Below are 17,533 nucleotides of genomic sequence, written 5' to 3' on the forward strand. Positions count from 1 at the left end.
CGCATTGGAGGAAATTGGAATGAATACCACATTTGATTCTCTGACTCATAAGATGCAGCGCGCCGCACTGGGCAAGACGGCGGATATCGTGCTGTCCCACGTCAACAAGGACCGCGAAAAGGCCGTGATCCAGCTGGTGGATGTCGCCAAGACCTTCTATGGCGATTCCTTCAGCGAGGAAACTTACAATCATGCCCGCCAGACTCTCTCAAACCCGGACAGCAAGTGGTCCAAGCTCATCAACTGTGTGCTGGATCAGACCGACCCCAACGTGGCCCGCACTATGGCGCTGAATCTGGGCTACGAGGCTTTCTTCCGCGGCACCAAGACCATCCGCGAGAACCGCGTGAAGTATCAGTGCAACATCCCCTGGCTGATCCTGTTCGACCCCACTTCCGCCTGCAATATGCACTGCGTGGGCTGCTGGGCCGGTGAATACGGTCACAAGAATAACCTCAGCTTTGAGGATATGGACAAGATCGTTACCGAGGGCAAGGAGCTGGGCGTGTACCTGTACATGCTGACCGGCGGCGAGCCGCTGGTGCGTAAGGCTGATATCCTGAAGCTGGCCGAGAAGCACAACGATGTGCAGTTTGCCATCTACACCAACTCCACCCTCATCGATGAGCCCTTCTGCAAAGAGGTGGTGCGTCTGGGCAACATTGCCTTCATGCTGTCCATCGAGGGCACCCCGGAGACCAACGATGCCCGCCGCGGTAAGGGGCACTATGCCGCTGTTATGCATGCTATGGATCTGCTCAAGGAGCACGGCATCGTGTTCGGCACGTCCATCTGCTACACCCGCGATAATATCGAAGCTGTCACCAACGATGAGTTCATGCGTTTCCTGTGTGAGAAGGGCGCACACTTCGGCTTCTACTTCCACTACATGCCCGTGGGCAACGAGGCAGCACCGGAACTGATGCCTACCCCGGAGCAGCGCAAATATATGATCGACCGCATCCGCTATCTGCGCTCGGAAGAGTGCGATATCCCATTCTACCCGATGGATTTCCAGAACGATGGCGAGTTCGTGGGCGGCTGCATTGCCGGCGGACGCAACTACTTCCACATCAACTCTGCCGGTGACGCAGAGCCGTGCGTGTTCATCCACTACTCCAATGCAAACATCCACGACCAGAGCATTCTGGAAATTCTGCACAGCCCGCTGTTCATGGCTTATCACAACGGCCAGCCCTTCAACAAGAACCATCTGCGTCCCTGCCCGATGCTGGAAAACCCCGAACTGCTGCAGAAGATGGTGCACGAGACCGGTGCCCACAGCACCGACCTGCAGTCGCCGGAGAGCGTGGAGCACCTGTGCGAGAAGTGCAAGAACTATGCGGCCAACTGGCAGCCCACGGCGGACGAGATCTGGTCCCACACCAAGATCCGCGAGAGCCGCTACGAGAACTACAAGGACTGGAAGCCAGGCCAGCAGTAAGCACGCAGAAGCGCTGGGTCTGCATCGGGTGCAGCCGTCCTGAACCAAAACCTCCCGCTTCTCAGAGCGCTGCGACAGCGCCGGGAAGCGGGAGGTTTTTTTGCGCGATAAAATGGGCCCCATCTCCCGCAGGAGACAGGGCCGGGGCATTTGATATAGAGGGCTGAACTTATTCGTCGTCGGGGTCGCCGAAATTGTCGTGGTAGGTCGTGACCAGTTCCATCTCCTCGTTGCGGCGCAGGCCGTGGACGACCAGCTTTTTGATCACATCATAGATGACTGCAAACAGCGGCACACCTACGATCATGCCCACAAAACCCCACAGACCGCCGAACAGCAGGATGGCGAACAGTACCCAGAAACTGGAAAGACCGGTGGTGTTGCCCAGGATCTTGGGGCCGATCACGTTTCCGTCCAGCTGCTGCAGCACCAGAACGAACAGGACGAACCACAGCGCCTTGATGGGGCTCTGAATGAGGATCAGCAGGGTGGCGGGCACGGCACCGATGAACGGGCCGAAGAAGGGGATCACATTGGTCACGCCGATGATCACGGAAACCAGAAGGGCACTGGGGAACTTGAAGATCAGGCAGCCGATATAGCACAGCACGCCGATGATGGCGGAATCCATGATCTTGCCGTTGATGAAGCCGCCGAACATCTTATCGGCATAGAGGATCTCTTCCAGAATGATATCCGCCCAGCGGGGCTTGATGAGGCTGTACAGGATCATCTTGCCCTGCTGGCCGAACTTCTTCCGGCTGGCCAGCAGATACACCGAAACGATGACGCCGATGATGATGTTCTTCAGGAAGGTCACGAAGCTCATCACGCCCAGCGCTGCACCGCTCAGGAGGCTCTGCATGGAGGGGACCAGCTTCGTCCGGACGATGTTGTCCAGCGTGTCCTGCAGGTTGTCATAGGACGTCTCGATGAAATCCAGCAGCTTCTGGTTGCTGGCGATGATCTCCTGATGGGAAGCCCAGTCCACAAAGTCGTTCAGGTTGTTCCGCGCCGTGTAGTACAGGGTGGTCACGCTGGTAATGAGCTGCGGAATGATCATCATGATCAGCGCATACACCACCAGGATGCCGAACAGCAGCGAGATGGTGACTGCCAGCATGTTGGCCACAGTTCCCATCTTTTCGGGCAGAAGGCGGCGGAGAAAATCCTCCACGCAGTTGCACACAGGCTTGAGCAGGTAGGCGATGACGGCACCGTAGATGAACGGCATCAGAATGCCGGTCAGCGTGGAGATGGCATCGCCAAAACCATCGAAGCGGTAGATCAGGAAAAAGAAGATGATGCTCAGGGAGATCGCTCCAAATCCTGCCAACATCCCGTAGAGATAAGGCTTGATGTGCGGCTTTTTGTCCATCATGATAGACTCCATTTCAGCCGCGGACAGCAGGAACGCCCGCAGCATTGTTTAGCGCTTGTTGCTCCTGCGCCAGATGTGCATTTTTTCGGCTTCCTTGATCAGGTCTTCACGGAAGTCGGGATGTGCTACGCTGATCAGAGCTTCGGCCTTTTCCCAGGTGGTCAGGCCCTTCAGGTTCACGCAGCCGTACTCGGTGCACAGGTAGTGGATGTTGGCACGGGTATCGGTGACGATGCTGCCGTTTTCCAGAGTGGGACGGATGCGGCTCTCCAGCTGGCCGGTCTTCTTATTAAAGAAGGTAGAGGACAGGCAGATAAAGCTCTTGCCACCCTTGGAAAGGTATGCGCCCAGAACGAAGTCCAGCTGACCGCCGGCACCGGAGATTTGCTTGAGGCCTGCAGTCTCGGCGTTCACCTGACCGAACAGGTCGATGTCCACAGCGTTGTTGATGGAAATAAAGTTATCCAGTGCGGAGATGCTGCGGATATCGTTGGTGTAGTCCACGGGTGCAGACATGCACTCCGGGTTATCGTTCAGGTAATCGTACATTTTCTGGGTGCCGGCACCGAAGGCGTAGACCTGACGGCCCTTGTCCAGCTGCTTGCGTGCACCGGTGATCTTGCCGGCCTTGGCGATATCCACAAAGGCATCCACATACATTTCGGTGTGCACGCCCAGATCCTTCAAATCGCTCTGTGCGATCAGGCTGCCGATGGCATTGGGCATACCGCCGATGCCCAGCTGCAGGCAGGCACCGTTGGGGATCTGCGGAACGATCAGGTTGGCAACCTTCAGATCCACTTCGGTAGCAGCACCGGGAGCGGCCATCTGGCCGATGGGCGGGTTCTCGCCTTCCACGATGCCGGTGACCTGAGAAATGTGGATGCAGTTCTCCATGCCGCCAAGGCAGCGGGGCATGTTCTTGTTGACCTCAACGATGATCTTCTTGGCTTTTTCGCACACAGCACCCAGATGAGATGCACTGGGGCCGAAGTTGAAGTAGCCGTGCTCGTCCATGGGGGTCACCTGGAACACCGCCACATCCAGCGGATCCGGGCTTTCGCGGTAGTAGCGGGGCAGCTCGGAATAACGGATGGGGGAGTAGAAGGAGAAGCCCTGTGCAATGGCCTTGCGCTCAATGCCGCCCATATGCCAGCTGTTCCATGTCATGTGTGCAGCGGGATCGTCGATCTGGAAGATCGCGGGCACCCACATCAGGATGCCGCCGCGGAAGTTGACACCTTCCAGCTCAGGCAGACGCTTTGCAATCTCGGCATCCACCGCCACAGGGGTGTTCACAGCCCAGCCGTAATCCACCCAGTCACCGCTTTTGACCAGTGCGGCAGCCTGAGCGGCGGTCATTTTCTTCTGAGCATACAGTTCCGTAAAATCCATTATAAACCATCCTCTCCTATAATAACATAAAGGAATTGTAAATTCTTACAACCCGATAACTTAGTTATAACATTAACAAAGGAAGGAATCAATACTTTCGGAGCAAATCGGGGCAAAAAAGTGGCTGGATGGCAATATGACTAAAATTCTTAGCGATTCAACCGAATTCTTTGGTCTGATAAAAACAAAATTTTTCGAAAAAGGACTTGATAAAATTTTGACGATATGGTTTACTTATAGCGTAGCAGGGCGGTGTGGAGCAGTGCGTCATGAATCGTTAAAAAAATAGCGATGAGACGCAGCGCTGCAAACAACGTCTTGCAACCCGAACTGGAAAGTGCTATCATGGCAGAACCAGAACGCGCTTTTCACAGCGCTCAAGGAGGACACCAGACGATGGCAACAGCAGTTTATCCCGGTTCGTTCGATCCGGTCACAAAAGGGCATCTCGATATCATCAAGCGCGCAGCAAAGATCAACGATCATCTGATCGTGGCGGTGCTCAACAACAGCGCAAAGAATCCGCTGTTCACCGTGGAGGAGCGCGTAGAGCTGCTCAAGGAGTGCTGCAAAGGCATCCAGAATGTTTCGGTGGAGAGCTTCGACGGCCTGACCGTGGAGTTCGCCAAGAAACGGCACGCTTCGGTGATGGTGCGGGGCCTGCGGGCGGTGACGGATTTTGAAAACGAGATCCAGCTTGCGCAGACCAATCACGCACTGATGCCCGGCATCGAGACCATGTTTCTGGCAACGAGCATCAAGTGGAGCTACCTTTCTTCCACCATTGTAAAAGAGGCAGCTTACTACGGCAGCGACATCGGTAAGTTCGTCACACCCAATGTGGAAAAGGCGGTCAACGAAAAGTATGCGCTGATCCGGCAGAAAAAAGACCCCGAGACCTAATTTGTAAAAGCGCTTACGGGCGTTTTGATAAAAATGGCTTACGAAAAGTAACACATACACAATTCAGGAGGCTATTCACATGAAAAAGATCGTTATCGCATCTGCATGCCGTACCGCTATTGGCAAGTTCGGCGGCACTCTGGCAAACGTTCCCGCAGTTGAGCTGGGCTCCATCGTCATCAAGGAAGCTCTGAGCCGTGCAAACGTCGCTCCCGAGCAGGTCGATCATGTCTACATGGGCTGCGTCATTCAGGCCGGTCTGGGCCAGAATGTCGCTCGTCAGGCTGCTCTGAAGGCTGGTCTGCCCATCGAGACCCCGGCTGTCACCGTCAACGTGGTGTGTGGCTCCGGTCTGAACTGCGTCAATATGGCTGCTCAGATGATCGAGGCTGGCGATGCTGACATCGTGGTCGCAGGCGGCATGGAGAACATGGACATGGCTCCCTTCGCACTGCAGAAGGCTCGTTACGGCTACCGCATGGGCGCACCCATGGGCAAGAGCGAGATCGTGGATACCATGGTCAACGATGCTCTGTGGGATGCCTGCGGCTTCAACAAGCACATGGGCATGACCGCTGAGAATGTCTGCACCAACGAGACTTATCAGAAGAAGTACGGCTACAGCCCCATCACCCGTGAGATGCTGGACGAGTTCTCATACAACAGCCAGCTGAAGGCTGACAAGGCTATCAAGGACGGCGCTTTCAAGGACGAGATCGTTCCCGTTGTGATCAAGGGCAAGAAGGGCGACACCGTGTTCGATACTGATGAAGGCCCCCGTCTGAGCGCTCCTGAAGTGTGCTGGCAAAGCTGAAGCCCGCTTTCACTAAGGACGGCATCGTGACCGCCGGCAACTCTTCCGCCATCAATGACGGCGCTGCTGCTCTGGTCATCATGAGCGAGGAGAAGGCTAAGGAGCTGGGCGTGAAGCCTCTGGCTACCTGGGTCGCCGGTGCTCTGGCAGGCGTTGAGCCCGAAGTCATGGGCCTGGGCCCCATCGCCGCTACCAAGAAGGTCATGGCAAAGACCGGCCTGACTGTTGCTGACATGGATCTGATCGAGGCCAACGAGGCATTTGCTGCTCAGTCTGTGGCTGTCAGCCAGGCTCTGAACTTTGATATGAGCAAGGTGAACGTCAACGGCGGCGCAATTGCTCTGGGCCACCCGGTCGGCGCTTCCGGCGCTCGTATCCTGGTCACCCTGCTGTATGCTATGAAGCACCGTGGTGCTCACAAGGGTCTGGCTACCCTGTGCATCGGCGGCGGCATGGGCTGCGCTACCATCGTTGAGATGGACTAAGCTCCACCTCTTGGAATCCTGACTGAATGACAGACCCGGACGGGGAAGGGAACCGGAGAGCCTTTCCTCCGTCCGGGGGCTGTTTGTGATAATTGATAAGATTTGAATAGGAGGTTTTCACAATGGCATTTGTAAAAACCGAGGTGCAGGGTGCAGTTGAGATCATTACCATCGACCGCCCCAAGGCACTGAATGCCCTGAACCCCGAAGTTCTGGCAGACCTGAAGGCAGCTTTTGAGGCTGTGGATCAGGAGACTGTCCGCTGCATCGTTCTGACCGGCGAAGGCGACAAGAGCTTCGTGGCAGGCGCAGATATCGGTTCCATGAGCACCATGACCAAGGCAGAGGGCGAGGCCTTCGGTAAGCTGGGCAATGATGTGTTCCTGATGATCGAGAGCTTCCCCATCCCCGTTATTGCAGCCGTGAACGGCTTTGCACTGGGCGGCGGCAACGAGCTGGCTATGAGCTGCGACATCCGCATCTGCTCTGACAACGCTGTGTTCGGCCAGCCGGAAGTGGGTCTGGGCATCACCCCGGGCTTCGGCGGCACCCAGCGTCTGGCACGTCTGGTCGGCATGGGTATGGCAAAGCAGCTGGTCTACTCTGCACTGAACATCAAGGCGGACGAGGCTCTGCGCATTGGTCTGGTGAACGCTGTGTATCCTCAGGCTGAACTGATGGAGAACGTGCTGAAGCTGGCCGGCAAGATCGCAAAGAATGCACCCATCGCTGTACGCAACTGCAAGAAGGCAATCAACGGCGGCATCAGCCTGCCCATCGAGAAGGCTGTTGAGGTCGAGGAAAAGCTGTTCGGCAGCTGCTTCGAGACCCACGACCAGAAGGAAGGCATGGCCTGCTTCCTGAGCCGTGAGAAGCCGAAGCCCAAGGCAGTGTTCACCAACAACTAATCCATCACTACATAATTTTTGATATTAAAGGAGAGGTTTCCTATGAAGATCGGTGTTATCGGCGCTGGCACCATGGGCCAGGGCATCGCAAAGGCATTTGCACAGGTTGAGGGCAACACCGTTGCTCTGTGCGACATCAAGCAGGAGTGGGCCGAGAATGGTCTGGCAAAGATCAAGAAGGGCTACGAGAAGCTGGTTGCCAAGGGAAAGATGACGCAGGAAAAGGCAGACGCTATCGTTGCTGCCATCACCCCGGGCCTGAAGGAAGACCTGTGCGCTGACTGCGATCTGGTCGTTGAGGCTGCTTTTGAGGATATGAAGGTCAAGCAGACCACCTTCGGCGAGCTGGATAAGATCTGCAAGCCCGAGTGCATCTTCGCTTCCAACACTTCTTCTCTGTCCATCACCGAGATCGGCAAGGGCGTTAGCCGTCCGCTGGTCGGCATGCACTTCTTTAACCCCGCAGACCGCATGAAGCTGATCGAGGTCATCGCAGGCTGCAACACTCCCGCTGAGACCGTTGAGAAGATCAAGGAGATCTCTGTTGCCATCGGCAAGCAGCCGGTTCAGGTCAATGAGGCTGCAGGCTTCGTCGTCAACCGCATCCTGATCCCCATGATCAACGAAGCTGCTTTCATCAAGATGGAAGGCGTTTCCGATATCGCCGGCATCGACACCGCTATGAAGCTGGGTGCCAACCACCCCATGGGTCCCCTGGAGCTGGGCGACTTCATCGGCCTGGATATCTGCCTGGCCATCATGGATGTGCTGTACAAGGAGACCGGCGACAGCAAGTACCGTGCCTGCCCGCTGATCCGTAAGATGGTCCGTGGCGGCAACCTGGGCTGCAAGAGCGGCAAGGGCTTCTACGTTTACAACGCAGACCGCACCAAGACCCCTGTTGACCAGCTGTAAATTCTGATAAACGTTTCTCCCGACCGTGGAAAAGCGGCCGGGAGGAATTTGTTTGCACCGGGCAATTCCGGTAAATGAAAAAGACCCGTTAGGAGGATATAGCGATGGATTTTACTCTGTCCAAGCAGCAGCAGATGGTACAGAAAATGTACCGCGAGTTTGCTGAGAACGAAGTCAAGCCCCTGGCAAAGAAGGTTGATGCGGAAGAGTACTTCCCCAAAGAGACCGTCGAAAAGATGGGCAAGCTCGGCATGATGGGCATTTATTTCCCGACTGAGGTCGGCGGTGCAGGCGGCGATGTGCTGTCCTACGTCATGGCAGTGGAAGAGCTGAGCAAGGTCTGCGGCACCACCGGTGTCATCGTCTCTGCTCACACCAGCCTGTGTGCTGCTCCTATTTATGAAAATGGTACTCCCGAGCAGAAGGCAAAGTATCTGCCCAAGCTGTGCAGCGGTGAGTGGCTGGGTGCTTTCGGCCTGACTGAGCCGGGTGCCGGCACCGATGCACAGGGTCAGCAGACCTTTGCAAAGCAGGACCCCGAGACCGGTGATTGGATCCTGAACGGTTCCAAGATCTTCATCACCAACGCCGGCTACGCAAACGTCTTTATCGTTATTGCTGTCACCGATATCGTGCCCGACAAGAAGGGCCGTCCCACCAAGCAGTGCTCCGCCTTTATCGTGGAGCGCACCGACCCGGGCTTCTCCGTCGGTAAGGCTGAGGACAAGATGGGCATCCGCGGTTCTTCCACCTGCGAGCTGATCTTTGAGGACTGCCGCATCCCTGCTGACCGTATGCTGGGTGTGCGTGGCCGCGGCTTCCAGCTGGCTATGGCTACTCTGGACGGCGGCCGTATCGGTATCGCATCTCAGGCTCTGGGCATTGCCGAGGGCGCTCTGGAAGAGACCGTTGCTTACGTCAAGGAGCGCAAGCAGTTCGGCCGCAGCATTTCCGCATTCCAGAACACCCAGTTCGAGCTGGCTGAGATGAAGGCACGCGTTGAGGCTGCAAAGTATCTGGTCTACGCTGCTGCTCTGAAGAAGCAGGAAGCAATGGACGGCAAGAAGGTTCGTTACAGCGTCGAGGCTGCTCAGGCAAAGCTGATCGCAGCCCGCACCGCAAGCGATGTGACCCGCCGCTGCCTGCAGCTGTTCGGCGGTTACGGCTACACCCGTGACTATCCCATCGAGCGCATGATGCGTGATGCCAAGATCACTGAGATCTACGAGGGCACCAGCGAAGTGCAGATGATGGTCATTTCCGGCGCGCTGCTGAAGTAAGGGAGGCAAGAGTTACAATGAAAGCAATTGTTTGTGTAAAGCAGGTTCCTGATACCTCCGGCAAGGTGTCCGTCAAGCCCGATGGCACTCTGGACCGTGCTTCGATGGCTACCATCACCAACCCTGATGACCTGAACGCTCTGGAGGCTGCTCTGAAGCTCAAGGACGCTACCGGCTGCGAAGTCGTTGTTGTTACCATGGGTCCCCCGCCGGCAGAAGGCATGCTGCGTGAGCTGCTGGCCCGCGGTGCAGATAAGGCTGTTCTGGTCTCCGGCCGTGAGTTCGGCGGTTCCGATACCTTCGCAACCAGCCAGATCCTGGCTGCTGCCGTCAACAAGATCGGTGTCGGCCCCGAGGACGTTGTGTTCTGCGGCCGTCAGGCAATTGATGGTGATACCGCTCAGGTCGGTCCTCAGATCGCTGAGAAGCTGCACCTGCCTCAGGTCACCTATGTGGCTGACATCCAGAAGGATGGCAACACCCTGACCGTGAAGCGTATGCTGGAGGACGGCTACATGATGGTCAAGGTGCAGACTCCCTGCCTGCTGACCTGCATCAAGGAGCTGAACCAGCCCCGTTACATGAGCGTGAACGGCATCTTCACCTGCTACGACAAGCCGATGGAAGTGTTCGATTACAACGCACTGAAGGACGATCCGCTGATCGAGGTCGATACCATTGGTCTGAAGGGTTCTCCGACGAACGTCTTTAAGTCCTTCACTCCTCCGCAGAAGGGCGCAGGCACCATGCTCAAGGGCGACGATACTGCCGCACAGCTGGCTGGTATCCTGGCCAAGAAGCACCTGATCTGATGAAAGGAGCATAGGATTACAATGGCTGATTTTAACGAATACAAAGGCGTATGGGTCTTCTGCGAGCAGCGCCAGGGCGCATTGATGCCCACTGATTTCGAGCTGGTGAGCGAGGCCCGCAAGCTGGCTGATGAGCTGGGCTGCGAGGTCACCGGTCTGCTGCTGGGCGACAACGTGGAAGGCATTGCCAAGGAGCTGGGTGGCTATGGTGCCGATAAGGTCATGGTCTGCGACAGCCCCCTGCTGAAGGATTACACCACCGATGCATACGCTAAGGTCGTGTGCGACATGGTCAACGAGTACAAGCCCGAAGTCCTGCTGATCGGTGCAACCAACATCGGCCGCGATCTGGGCCCCCGCTGCGCAGCTCGTCTGCACACCGGCCTGACCGCTGATGCTACCCATCTGGACATCGACACTGCAAAGTACATCGATTTCCTGAAGGAGAGCTCCACCATCGACCTGTCCAAGCAGAAGTTCGATATGGAAGACCGCAACCTGAAGATGACCCGTCCCGCATTCGGCGGCCATCTGATGGCTACCATCATCTGCCCCCGCTTCCGTCCGCAGATGTCCACCGTGCGCCCCGGCGTTATGAAGAAGGCTCCCTTCGATCAGGCCAAGGCTGATGCCTGCCAGATCGTGAAGCCCGCATTCGCTCTGGCTGCTGAGGACATCAAGACCGAGGTCCTGAGCGTTGAGAAGGCCGCTGAAAAGCTGGTCGATCTGATCGGCGCAGACGTGATCGTCTCTGTCGGCCGCGGCATCAGCAAGGATGTCCAGAAGGGCATTGAGCTGGCTGAGCAGCTGGCAGCTGCTCTGGGCGGCGGCGTTGTGGGTGCTTCCCGTGCCGTCACCGATGCAGGCTGGATGACCGCTGACCATCAGGTTGGTCAGACCGGCAAAACCGTGCACCCCAAGATCTATGTTGCTCTGGGCATTTCCGGCGCTATCCAGCACACTGCTGGTATGCAGGACTCCGAGTGCATCATCGCTGTCAACAAGAACGAGGGCGCACCCATCTTCGGCGTGGCTGACTACGGCATCGTGGGCGATCTGTTCAAGGTCGTGCCCGAGCTGATCAAGCAGATCGAGGCAGCAAAGGCCGCTGAATAATTTGATCTTCTGAGATCCTGATTTGTGGAACACCGCCGCACAGTGGAAACGCTGTGCGGCGGTGTTTTTTGCGCGGGATAAACAGCAGCTGTTCCTGCTTGACAGAGGGATAGAATCATGCTACTATGAAATTGGTATCGCTGTAAAAAGGAGGAATCTCAAATGAAACGTGCAAAAACGCTTTTCGTCAGTCTTGCGGCCGGTGCGCTGGCGCTGAGTCTGTTGACATCGTGCAGCGGGATGGAGTATCCCGGTGTATATCCGGGTTGGAACAGCTCCGGCAATTGGACGGGCGGAACGTTTAACGGAACAACGCCAAACGGGAACGGTTCCAATGGAACGGGAAATTGCACTGGAAATAATAACGTGGTAAAAGACCCGAACCCGAACTTGGAAGCTTACCGTGCAGAAGTCCTGCGGCTCATCAATCAGGCTCGTGCGGAGCGGGGAATCGTACTTTTGAAGGACGACGATGCGGCGTTAACGGAGAAAGCGCAAAAACTGGCGGAGAAACTGCCGGGAAATTTTACGTATCACTATTGTACGGAACAGGTCGCAGCAGGGTATCAGACGCCGGAATGTCTTGTAAGCGGACTTTTGAGTGAAGGTGGTTCGTACCTGCTCAGGGAAAGCTATACCAAACTGGGTGTGGGTTTCTATTACAGCAAAGATTCGGAGTATGGCTATTACTGGGACCTCTACTTTGAGAAGTCGTCGAACACTCCTGATCCAGGAACCGATGAAAATGATGACTCGAATCAGAATGACAATACAAACGGTTCGGGCAATAGCGGAGAAAACAACGATTCGGATAACGCCGGAAATACCGATGCACCGGATGACAAAGACGAAGAAAATACGGCTTCCCTTGACCAGCTCAGTCCGAATACAGTGGCCTACCGGAACGAAGTCCTGCGTTTGGTGAACATCGAGCGCAAAAAAGCAGGCTTGAACGAGCTGACGATGACCAACACAAATCTGCTCAAGGCTGCCCAGCGCCGTGCAAATGAGATCGCTGTTCGGTATAATCCGCCCCATACCCGCCTGGATGGCCGGAGGTGGAGCACGGTCCTTGCGGAATACAATGTCTTTTGGCGTGCTACAGGAGAGAATATGGCGGCGGGGTATCAAACGCCTGCGGAAGTTGTGGAAGGCTGGATGAACTCGCCGGGCCATCGCGCCAACATCCTGCGTGAGGATTTCAATCAGATCGGCATTGGCTATGCCTATCGTTATGGGACGGATTACGGCCACTATTGGATCCAGATCTTTACAAATTAACAAGATTTCACCGCCGCACAGTGGAAACGCTGTGCGGCGGTGTTTTTTGCGCATATCTGCCCGCCGCGGTGCATACAGTCTGGTATGTGCCATGCCAAACGGACAGGAAAGGAGCACACTGCATGGAACTGAAGATCTTTCGGGATACGCTGCCGCAGGCAGGCACGAGCTGCACCGTCAAGGCAGAACTTCCGCTGGAAACCGAGATCCTGATTTCAGATTATCTTCCGCCGGTGTTCAAGCTGGTCAAATGCTTTGCAAAACCGGTGGTGCTGCAAAAGCAGCTGCAGCCCGGGCGGCTTACATTGGAAGGCTATCTGCGCTGCACTGTGTTTTATCAGGGCGAGGATGGGGCCGGGCTTTGCCAGACCGAGCAGAAGCTGCCCTTCAACAAGGTGCTGGAACTGCCGGAGTTTGCCTTTACTGCATGGACGGCTCAGGTGGAGGGCCAGACCGAATACCTGAACTGCCGCTCGGTCACGCCCCGCCGCATTGAGGTGCGGGGAGCCTTTGGTCTGGTGGCGTCGGTCTACACCCAGCAGAAGACCGAGGTGCTCACGGCGCTGGCCGACGGCGGCATCGAGCAGCAGCTGACCACACTGGAGGGCGTCCGCCGCGCGGCCGTGCTCGACAAGCTCATCACGGTGGAAGGCGAGCTGGCCTTTCCGTCGCCGCCTGCCGCCATCCTGGACATTGCCGGGACAGCCTCCCTCCACGACCTCAAGGTCCTGAATGCCAAGGCTGTGGCCAAGGGGACGCTGCACGTTCTCTGCGCCTGGCGGGCAGAAGGGGAAAGCGCCCTGCAGAGCCAGAGCCTGGACCTTCCCTTCAATCAGGTGTTGGATGTGGAGGGCCTCAGCGAAGACTGCCGCTGCCTCTGCGTGGCCGAGCCGGTCGGGTTCACGGCCACACAGGGGGAGGGGGAAGCCCCCGGCTCCCTCAGCGCCACCGTGATGCTGCGGCTGCGGGCATGGCGGCCCTACCAGCTGCAATGTGTGGCCGATGCCTTCTCGACGCAGTTTGAGACGGAGCCTGTGATGCAGAATCTCCGCACCGAAGCGCTGCTCTGTGCCCTGAACGAGACGGCCACCCTGACCGGGTCCGGTCCGCTGCCGGATGCCGGGGCAAAGATCCTGGCCTGCTTTGCGGCCATCGGCCCGGCGCAGCTGGTCTGGCAGGAAACCGGCTGGGTGGTGGCGACGCGGATCCTTGTGACGGCGTTTGGCGAGAACAGCCTTGCCGAGCTGGAAAGCTACGAAAAGCCGCTGGAGCTGGCCCTGCCCATCCCGGCCGAAGCCGCCGAGACCGCAGCGCTCTATCCGGAGTGCTGGCTCAGCGTCGAGGATCTGCAATGCAGCTGCACGGGCGGTGCGCTGGATGTCTCGGTGACGGTCCGGGTGGAGGGTGCCATCCTCAGCCGCAGGCAGGCTTCCTGCGTGGGCAGCATTGCGCTGGGGGAGAAGCTGGCCCCTGCCGACCCGGAGATCTCCCTCCGCATCTATTACGCACAGGCCGGGGAAGCACTGTTTGCCATTGCAAAACGCTACCATGTTTCGCCGGGGCAGATGCTTGCCGCAAATGACCTCGCTGAGGGCACAACGGCCATCGAAAAAGCACAGCGGCTTCTGATTCCCGGTGTATGACCATTAAAAATGTCCGCACTTGTATCTCATGTGCGGACATTTTTTCTGGTAAAGTATGACTTATGAACAAAAAGTGAACAAAAAGACAACAAGCCCTCTCCCAATTCGACACAGGCTTTGTTATAATAATTTCTGTCGTTTGAAAACCGGTTTGTTCAAAGGAGAAGTTTATGATCAAGAATATTGAGTTGGAGAAGGCGGCTTACGACTTCAAAGCCAAGATGCCCCTTCGCCAGGCGATCCCGCTGGGTCTGCAGCATGTCTGCGCTATGTTTGTGGGCAACCTGACCCCGCTGCTGATCATCACCAGTGCCTGCGGCATTGCGGGTGGTGAGTTCGCAGATCTGCAGGTCACGCTGCTGCAGAGTGCCATGTTCGTGGCCGGTGTGGTCACACTGGTGCAGCTGTTCACCATCGGCCCCGTGGGCGGTAGCGTGCCCATCATCATGGGCACCAGTTCCGGTTTTATCGGCGTGTTCAACAGCGTCGCGGCTTCCATGGGCGGCGGTGTGCTGGCCTATGGTGCCATTATGGGTGCATCCATCATCGGTGGCATTTTTGAAAGCGTGCTGGGCTTCTTCCTCAAGCCCCTGCGCAAGTTCTTCCCGCCGGTCGTCACCGGTACGGTTGTACTTTCCATCGGTCTTTCGCTGATCTCGGTGGGCATCAATTCCTTTGGCGGCGGCAACGCAGCCAAGGACTTCGGCTCCATGGAGAACCTGCTGCTGGCCGTCTTCGTGCTGGTGGTCATTCTGATCTTCAAGCACTGGACCACGGGCTTCCTCAGCTCTTCCGCGATCCTGATCGGCATTCTGGCCGGTTACGTTGCGGCCTTTGTCATGGGCTTTATCCTGCCCACCACCGGTGTCACCGCCGACGGTGTGGAGTTCACCAAGGCATGGGTGCTCAACTGGAATAAGGTGGCACAGGCCTCTTGGTTTGCCATTCCCAAGCTGATGCCGGTCAAGATCGTGTTTGATATGCGCGCTATTATGCCGGTGATGATCATGTTCGTTGTTACCGCTGTTGAGACCGTGGGTGATATCTCCGGTGTCATGGAGGGCGGCGTGAATCGTGAGCCCACCGATAAAGAGCTGTCCGGCGGTGTGATCTGTGACGGTCTGGGCTCCTCCTTTGCGGCTCTGTTCGGTGTACTGCCCAACACTTCCTTCAGCCAGAACGTGGGTCTGGTGGCCATGACCAAAGTGGTCAACCGCATGGCTCTGGCCTCCGGTGCCATCTTCCTGATCCTGTGCGGCCTGATCCCCAAGCTCGGCGCACTGATCTCCATTATGCCGCAGGCCGTTCTGGGCGGTGCTGCCGTTATGATGTTCTCTTCCATCGTGGTCAGCGGCATCCAGCTCATCACCAAGGAAAAGATGACCCCGCGTCAGCTTACCATCGTCTCGGTGGCTCTGGGTGTTGGCTACGGCATGGGTGCCAACAGCGGCATTCTGGCACAGGCTCCGCACGCTTTACAGCTGATCTGCGGCGAGTCCGGCATCGTCCCCGCAGCCTTCGTGGCCATCGTGCTCAACGTTCTGCTGCCCAAGGACGAAGAGAACGCCTGAGCTTCCTCTTCAGATCAAAAACTGTTTTAGTTCCCGCAGGGCCTCCGGCGTGTCTGCGTCCAGAAGCTCTGCACGGTCTGCGGTGAACACATTGCAGACCCGCTCCGGGTAACGCCGGAGCAGCACACTGCCGCCTTTGCCTTCAGGTAAGGTGCGCAGGGCGGAAAAATAACCGCATCCAAACAGAACGGGGCTTCCGACAAGCGGTTCCGGGTCGTTTTCGGCCTGGAACGCCAGCCGGAAGATTGCCCGCTCTGTTTCTTTTTGTGTCCGGGTGTCGGCCACAAAGGCGCACACCAGCGCCTCGACCGTCTCCCGCCGCAGCAGGGGCTGGTCGCCGGGCAGGAAGATGCAGCCTGCAAGGCCGGGCTGAAGAGTGAGCAGTGCTTCCAGCCCCAGCCGGACGGTATCGTTCCGGCCCGGTAGTGCGTGGCGCAGGCAGGCTACCCCCAGCGTTTGGCAGAGCGTTTCCACCTCTGCTGACCGCGTCACGACGATGCGGCAGGCCAGCTGCGGGGTATCGGTGGCGTCCAGTGCCCGGCAGAGCAGCGGCCGCCCGCCGAAATCGGCCAGCAGCTTGTTGGAGCCAAACCGCCGGGCCAGCCCGGACGCCATGATGACACACCCGATCGGATGAGAAGTTTCAGACATGTGGATCCCTCCGCGTTGACGGTTCCGCTTCTCCCCTGGGAACACGGCGGCAGCGCAGGGTGGACGGAACCGATAATTCTAGTGGTATTATAGCGAAAAATGTGTTAAAATAAAAGCAAACAGCAAAAAAGAGAGGTACTGCGTATGATGACGATCCGAGAATATAAGCAGGCCGAAAGTCTGGAAGAAGCGTGGCAGCTGAACCAGAAGAAGAACAATCGGATCATCGGCGGCATGATCTGGCTCAAAATGGAGAACATCAATGTCGGTACAGCCATCGACCTGTCCGGTCTGGAACTGGACACCATAGAGGAGACGGAGGAGCAGTTCTCCATCGGGGCCATGGTCACCCTGCGGCAGCTGGAGCTGGACGCCGGGCTGGCCGCATACACGAACGGAGCGGTGCGGGAGTCCGTGCGGCATATCGTGGGCGTGCAGCTGCGCAACCTTGCCACCGTGGGCGGCAGCATTTACAGCCGCTTCGGGTTCTCGGATGTGCTGACCCTGTTCCTGGCACTGAACGCCTCGGTGGAGCTGTACAAGGGCGGCATCGTGCCGCTGGCCGAGTACGCCACCCGCCCCTACGACCGGGATCTCCTCGTGCGGGTGATCGTGCCGAAGGAACCGGCTGCGTTCTGTTACCAGTCGGTGCGGAACAGCCAGACCGATTTCCCGGTGCTGACCTGCGCCGCCGCCAAAACGGCCGAGGGCTATCGCTTCGCCATCGGTGCCCGGCCGGGCAAGGCAGTGCGGTTTGACCTGACGCCCAACGCGGCCGAGACGCCGGAGCTGCTGGCAGACCGCTTTGCCGCAGAAGTGCGGGCAGCGATCAAGACCGAGAGCAATCTGCGCGGCAGCGCCGAATACCGCAACCATCTGGCCGGAGTTCTGGTCAAGCGTGCGGTCCGCCAGCTGGAAGGGTAACGGAAAGGAG

The 17,533-nt window shown here is 57.4% G+C and carries 14 protein-coding genes and 1 pseudogene; 12 read left to right on the forward strand and 3 right to left on the reverse strand.

Translation table 11 applies throughout. The annotated features are described in order from the left end of the window. Positions 1 to 19 precede the first annotated feature (19 nt). Entirely contained in the window at positions 20 to 1,444 is a 1,425-nt protein-coding gene (locus tag ACNQFG_RS09990; protein WP_423404789.1) for a radical SAM protein, read from the forward strand. 169 nt (positions 1,445 to 1,613) lie between these two features. Here ACNQFG_RS09990 and ACNQFG_RS09995 read toward each other — a convergent pair whose 3' ends face one another. Beyond that, positions 1,614 to 2,837 carry an AI-2E family transporter gene (locus tag ACNQFG_RS09995; protein WP_423404790.1) on the reverse strand — a complete coding sequence of 408 codons (1,224 nt, stop codon included), beginning with the start codon at positions 2,835 to 2,837 and terminating at the stop codon, positions 1,614 to 1,616. A 36-nt stretch (positions 2,838 to 2,873) separates the two neighbouring features. Further along, positions 2,874 to 4,220, reverse strand: coding sequence for a butyryl-CoA:acetate CoA-transferase (locus ACNQFG_RS10000; protein WP_423404791.1), 1,347 nt, complete (start codon positions 4,218 to 4,220; stop codon positions 2,874 to 2,876). A gap of 396 nt (positions 4,221 to 4,616) precedes the next feature. On the opposite strand from ACNQFG_RS10000, the gene coaD reads away from it, so the two are divergent. The 10 genes and pseudogenes from coaD to ACNQFG_RS10050 all read left to right on the forward strand — a co-directional run bounded on the left by coaD (position 4,617) and on the right by ACNQFG_RS10050 (position 15,948). Beyond that, entirely contained in the window at positions 4,617 to 5,123 is a 507-nt protein-coding gene (coaD, locus tag ACNQFG_RS10005) for a pantetheine-phosphate adenylyltransferase (RefSeq protein ID WP_044953444.1), read from the forward strand. Between the two features lie 79 nt (positions 5,124 to 5,202). Continuing rightward, positions 5,203 to 6,422, forward strand: a pseudogene (locus ACNQFG_RS10010) (acetyl-CoA C-acetyltransferase). A 122-nt stretch (positions 6,423 to 6,544) separates the two neighbouring features. Then, entirely contained in the window at positions 6,545 to 7,330 is a 786-nt protein-coding gene (locus ACNQFG_RS10015; protein ID WP_097774828.1) for an enoyl-CoA hydratase-related protein, read from the forward strand. Positions 7,331 to 7,372: 42 nt separating this feature from the next. Next, positions 7,373 to 8,245: a 3-hydroxyacyl-CoA dehydrogenase family protein gene (locus ACNQFG_RS10020; RefSeq protein WP_005940172.1), complete on the forward strand. Its 873-nt coding sequence runs from the start codon at positions 7,373 to 7,375 to the stop codon at positions 8,243 to 8,245. Positions 8,246 to 8,349: 104 nt separating this feature from the next. Continuing rightward, complete coding sequence (locus tag ACNQFG_RS10025; RefSeq protein WP_005940174.1) at positions 8,350 to 9,525, forward strand: acyl-CoA dehydrogenase family protein; 1,176 nt, start codon at positions 8,350 to 8,352, stop codon at positions 9,523 to 9,525. A gap of 17 nt (positions 9,526 to 9,542) precedes the next feature. Then, on the forward strand, positions 9,543 to 10,337 hold the full coding sequence (gene acrB / locus ACNQFG_RS10030) for an acryloyl-CoA reductase electron transfer subunit gamma (RefSeq protein ID WP_005940175.1): 795 nt from the start codon (positions 9,543 to 9,545) through the stop codon (positions 10,335 to 10,337). Between the two features lie 21 nt (positions 10,338 to 10,358). Next, complete coding sequence (gene acrA, locus ACNQFG_RS10035; protein ID WP_423404792.1) at positions 10,359 to 11,453, forward strand: acryloyl-CoA reductase electron transfer subunit beta; 1,095 nt, start codon at positions 10,359 to 10,361, stop codon at positions 11,451 to 11,453. A 162-nt stretch (positions 11,454 to 11,615) separates the two neighbouring features. Next, positions 11,616 to 12,734, forward strand: coding sequence for a CAP domain-containing protein (locus ACNQFG_RS10040; RefSeq protein ID WP_423404793.1), 1,119 nt, complete (start codon positions 11,616 to 11,618; stop codon positions 12,732 to 12,734). 122 nt (positions 12,735 to 12,856) lie between these two features. Further along, on the forward strand, positions 12,857 to 14,377 hold the full coding sequence (locus ACNQFG_RS10045; RefSeq protein WP_423404794.1) for a DUF3794 and LysM peptidoglycan-binding domain-containing protein: 1,521 nt from the start codon (positions 12,857 to 12,859) through the stop codon (positions 14,375 to 14,377). 170 nt (positions 14,378 to 14,547) lie between these two features. Next, on the forward strand, positions 14,548 to 15,948 hold the full coding sequence (locus ACNQFG_RS10050) for a uracil-xanthine permease family protein (RefSeq protein WP_423404795.1): 1,401 nt from the start codon (positions 14,548 to 14,550) through the stop codon (positions 15,946 to 15,948). A gap of 9 nt (positions 15,949 to 15,957) precedes the next feature. Here the strand turns inward: ACNQFG_RS10050 and ACNQFG_RS10055 are convergent, their stop codons facing one another. Continuing rightward, positions 15,958 to 16,599: a nucleotidyltransferase family protein gene (locus ACNQFG_RS10055; protein ID WP_423404796.1), complete on the reverse strand. Its 642-nt coding sequence runs from the start codon at positions 16,597 to 16,599 to the stop codon at positions 15,958 to 15,960. A 144-nt stretch (positions 16,600 to 16,743) separates the two neighbouring features. Between ACNQFG_RS10055 and ACNQFG_RS10060 the strand changes: the two genes are divergently transcribed. Further along, positions 16,744 to 17,523, forward strand: coding sequence for an FAD binding domain-containing protein (locus tag ACNQFG_RS10060; RefSeq protein ID WP_423404797.1), 780 nt, complete (start codon positions 16,744 to 16,746; stop codon positions 17,521 to 17,523). The last annotated feature ends 10 nt before the right edge of the window (positions 17,524 to 17,533 follow it).

The sequence above is a fragment of the Faecalibacterium prausnitzii genome, assembly GCF_049532945.1.
Taxonomy (GTDB): Bacteria; Bacillota; Clostridia; order Oscillospirales; family Ruminococcaceae; genus Faecalibacterium; species Faecalibacterium prausnitzii_N.

What these genes read in the sequence shown, in the direction of transcription:
- ACNQFG_RS09990 (WP_423404789.1), top strand. Translation starts at nt 20, where the DNA reads ATGAATACCACATTTGATTCTCTGACTCATAAGATGCAGCGCGCCGCA.
- ACNQFG_RS09995 (WP_423404790.1), bottom strand. Translation starts at nt 2,837, where the DNA reads ATGGAGTCTATCATGATGGACAAAAAGCCGCACATCAAGCCTTATCTC.
- ACNQFG_RS10000 (WP_423404791.1), bottom strand. Translation starts at nt 4,220, where the DNA reads ATGGATTTTACGGAACTGTATGCTCAGAAGAAAATGACCGCCGCTCAG.
- coaD (WP_044953444.1), top strand. Translation starts at nt 4,617, where the DNA reads ATGGCAACAGCAGTTTATCCCGGTTCGTTCGATCCGGTCACAAAAGGG.
- ACNQFG_RS10015 (WP_097774828.1), top strand. Translation starts at nt 6,545, where the DNA reads ATGGCATTTGTAAAAACCGAGGTGCAGGGTGCAGTTGAGATCATTACC.
- ACNQFG_RS10020 (WP_005940172.1), top strand. Translation starts at nt 7,373, where the DNA reads ATGAAGATCGGTGTTATCGGCGCTGGCACCATGGGCCAGGGCATCGCA.
- ACNQFG_RS10025 (WP_005940174.1), top strand. Translation starts at nt 8,350, where the DNA reads ATGGATTTTACTCTGTCCAAGCAGCAGCAGATGGTACAGAAAATGTAC.
- acrB (WP_005940175.1), top strand. Translation starts at nt 9,543, where the DNA reads ATGAAAGCAATTGTTTGTGTAAAGCAGGTTCCTGATACCTCCGGCAAG.
- acrA (WP_423404792.1), top strand. Translation starts at nt 10,359, where the DNA reads ATGGCTGATTTTAACGAATACAAAGGCGTATGGGTCTTCTGCGAGCAG.
- ACNQFG_RS10040 (WP_423404793.1), top strand. Translation starts at nt 11,616, where the DNA reads ATGAAACGTGCAAAAACGCTTTTCGTCAGTCTTGCGGCCGGTGCGCTG.
- ACNQFG_RS10045 (WP_423404794.1), top strand. Translation starts at nt 12,857, where the DNA reads ATGGAACTGAAGATCTTTCGGGATACGCTGCCGCAGGCAGGCACGAGC.
- ACNQFG_RS10050 (WP_423404795.1), top strand. Translation starts at nt 14,548, where the DNA reads ATGATCAAGAATATTGAGTTGGAGAAGGCGGCTTACGACTTCAAAGCC.
- ACNQFG_RS10055 (WP_423404796.1), bottom strand. Translation starts at nt 16,599, where the DNA reads ATGTCTGAAACTTCTCATCCGATCGGGTGTGTCATCATGGCGTCCGGG.
- ACNQFG_RS10060 (WP_423404797.1), top strand. Translation starts at nt 16,744, where the DNA reads ATGATGACGATCCGAGAATATAAGCAGGCCGAAAGTCTGGAAGAAGCG.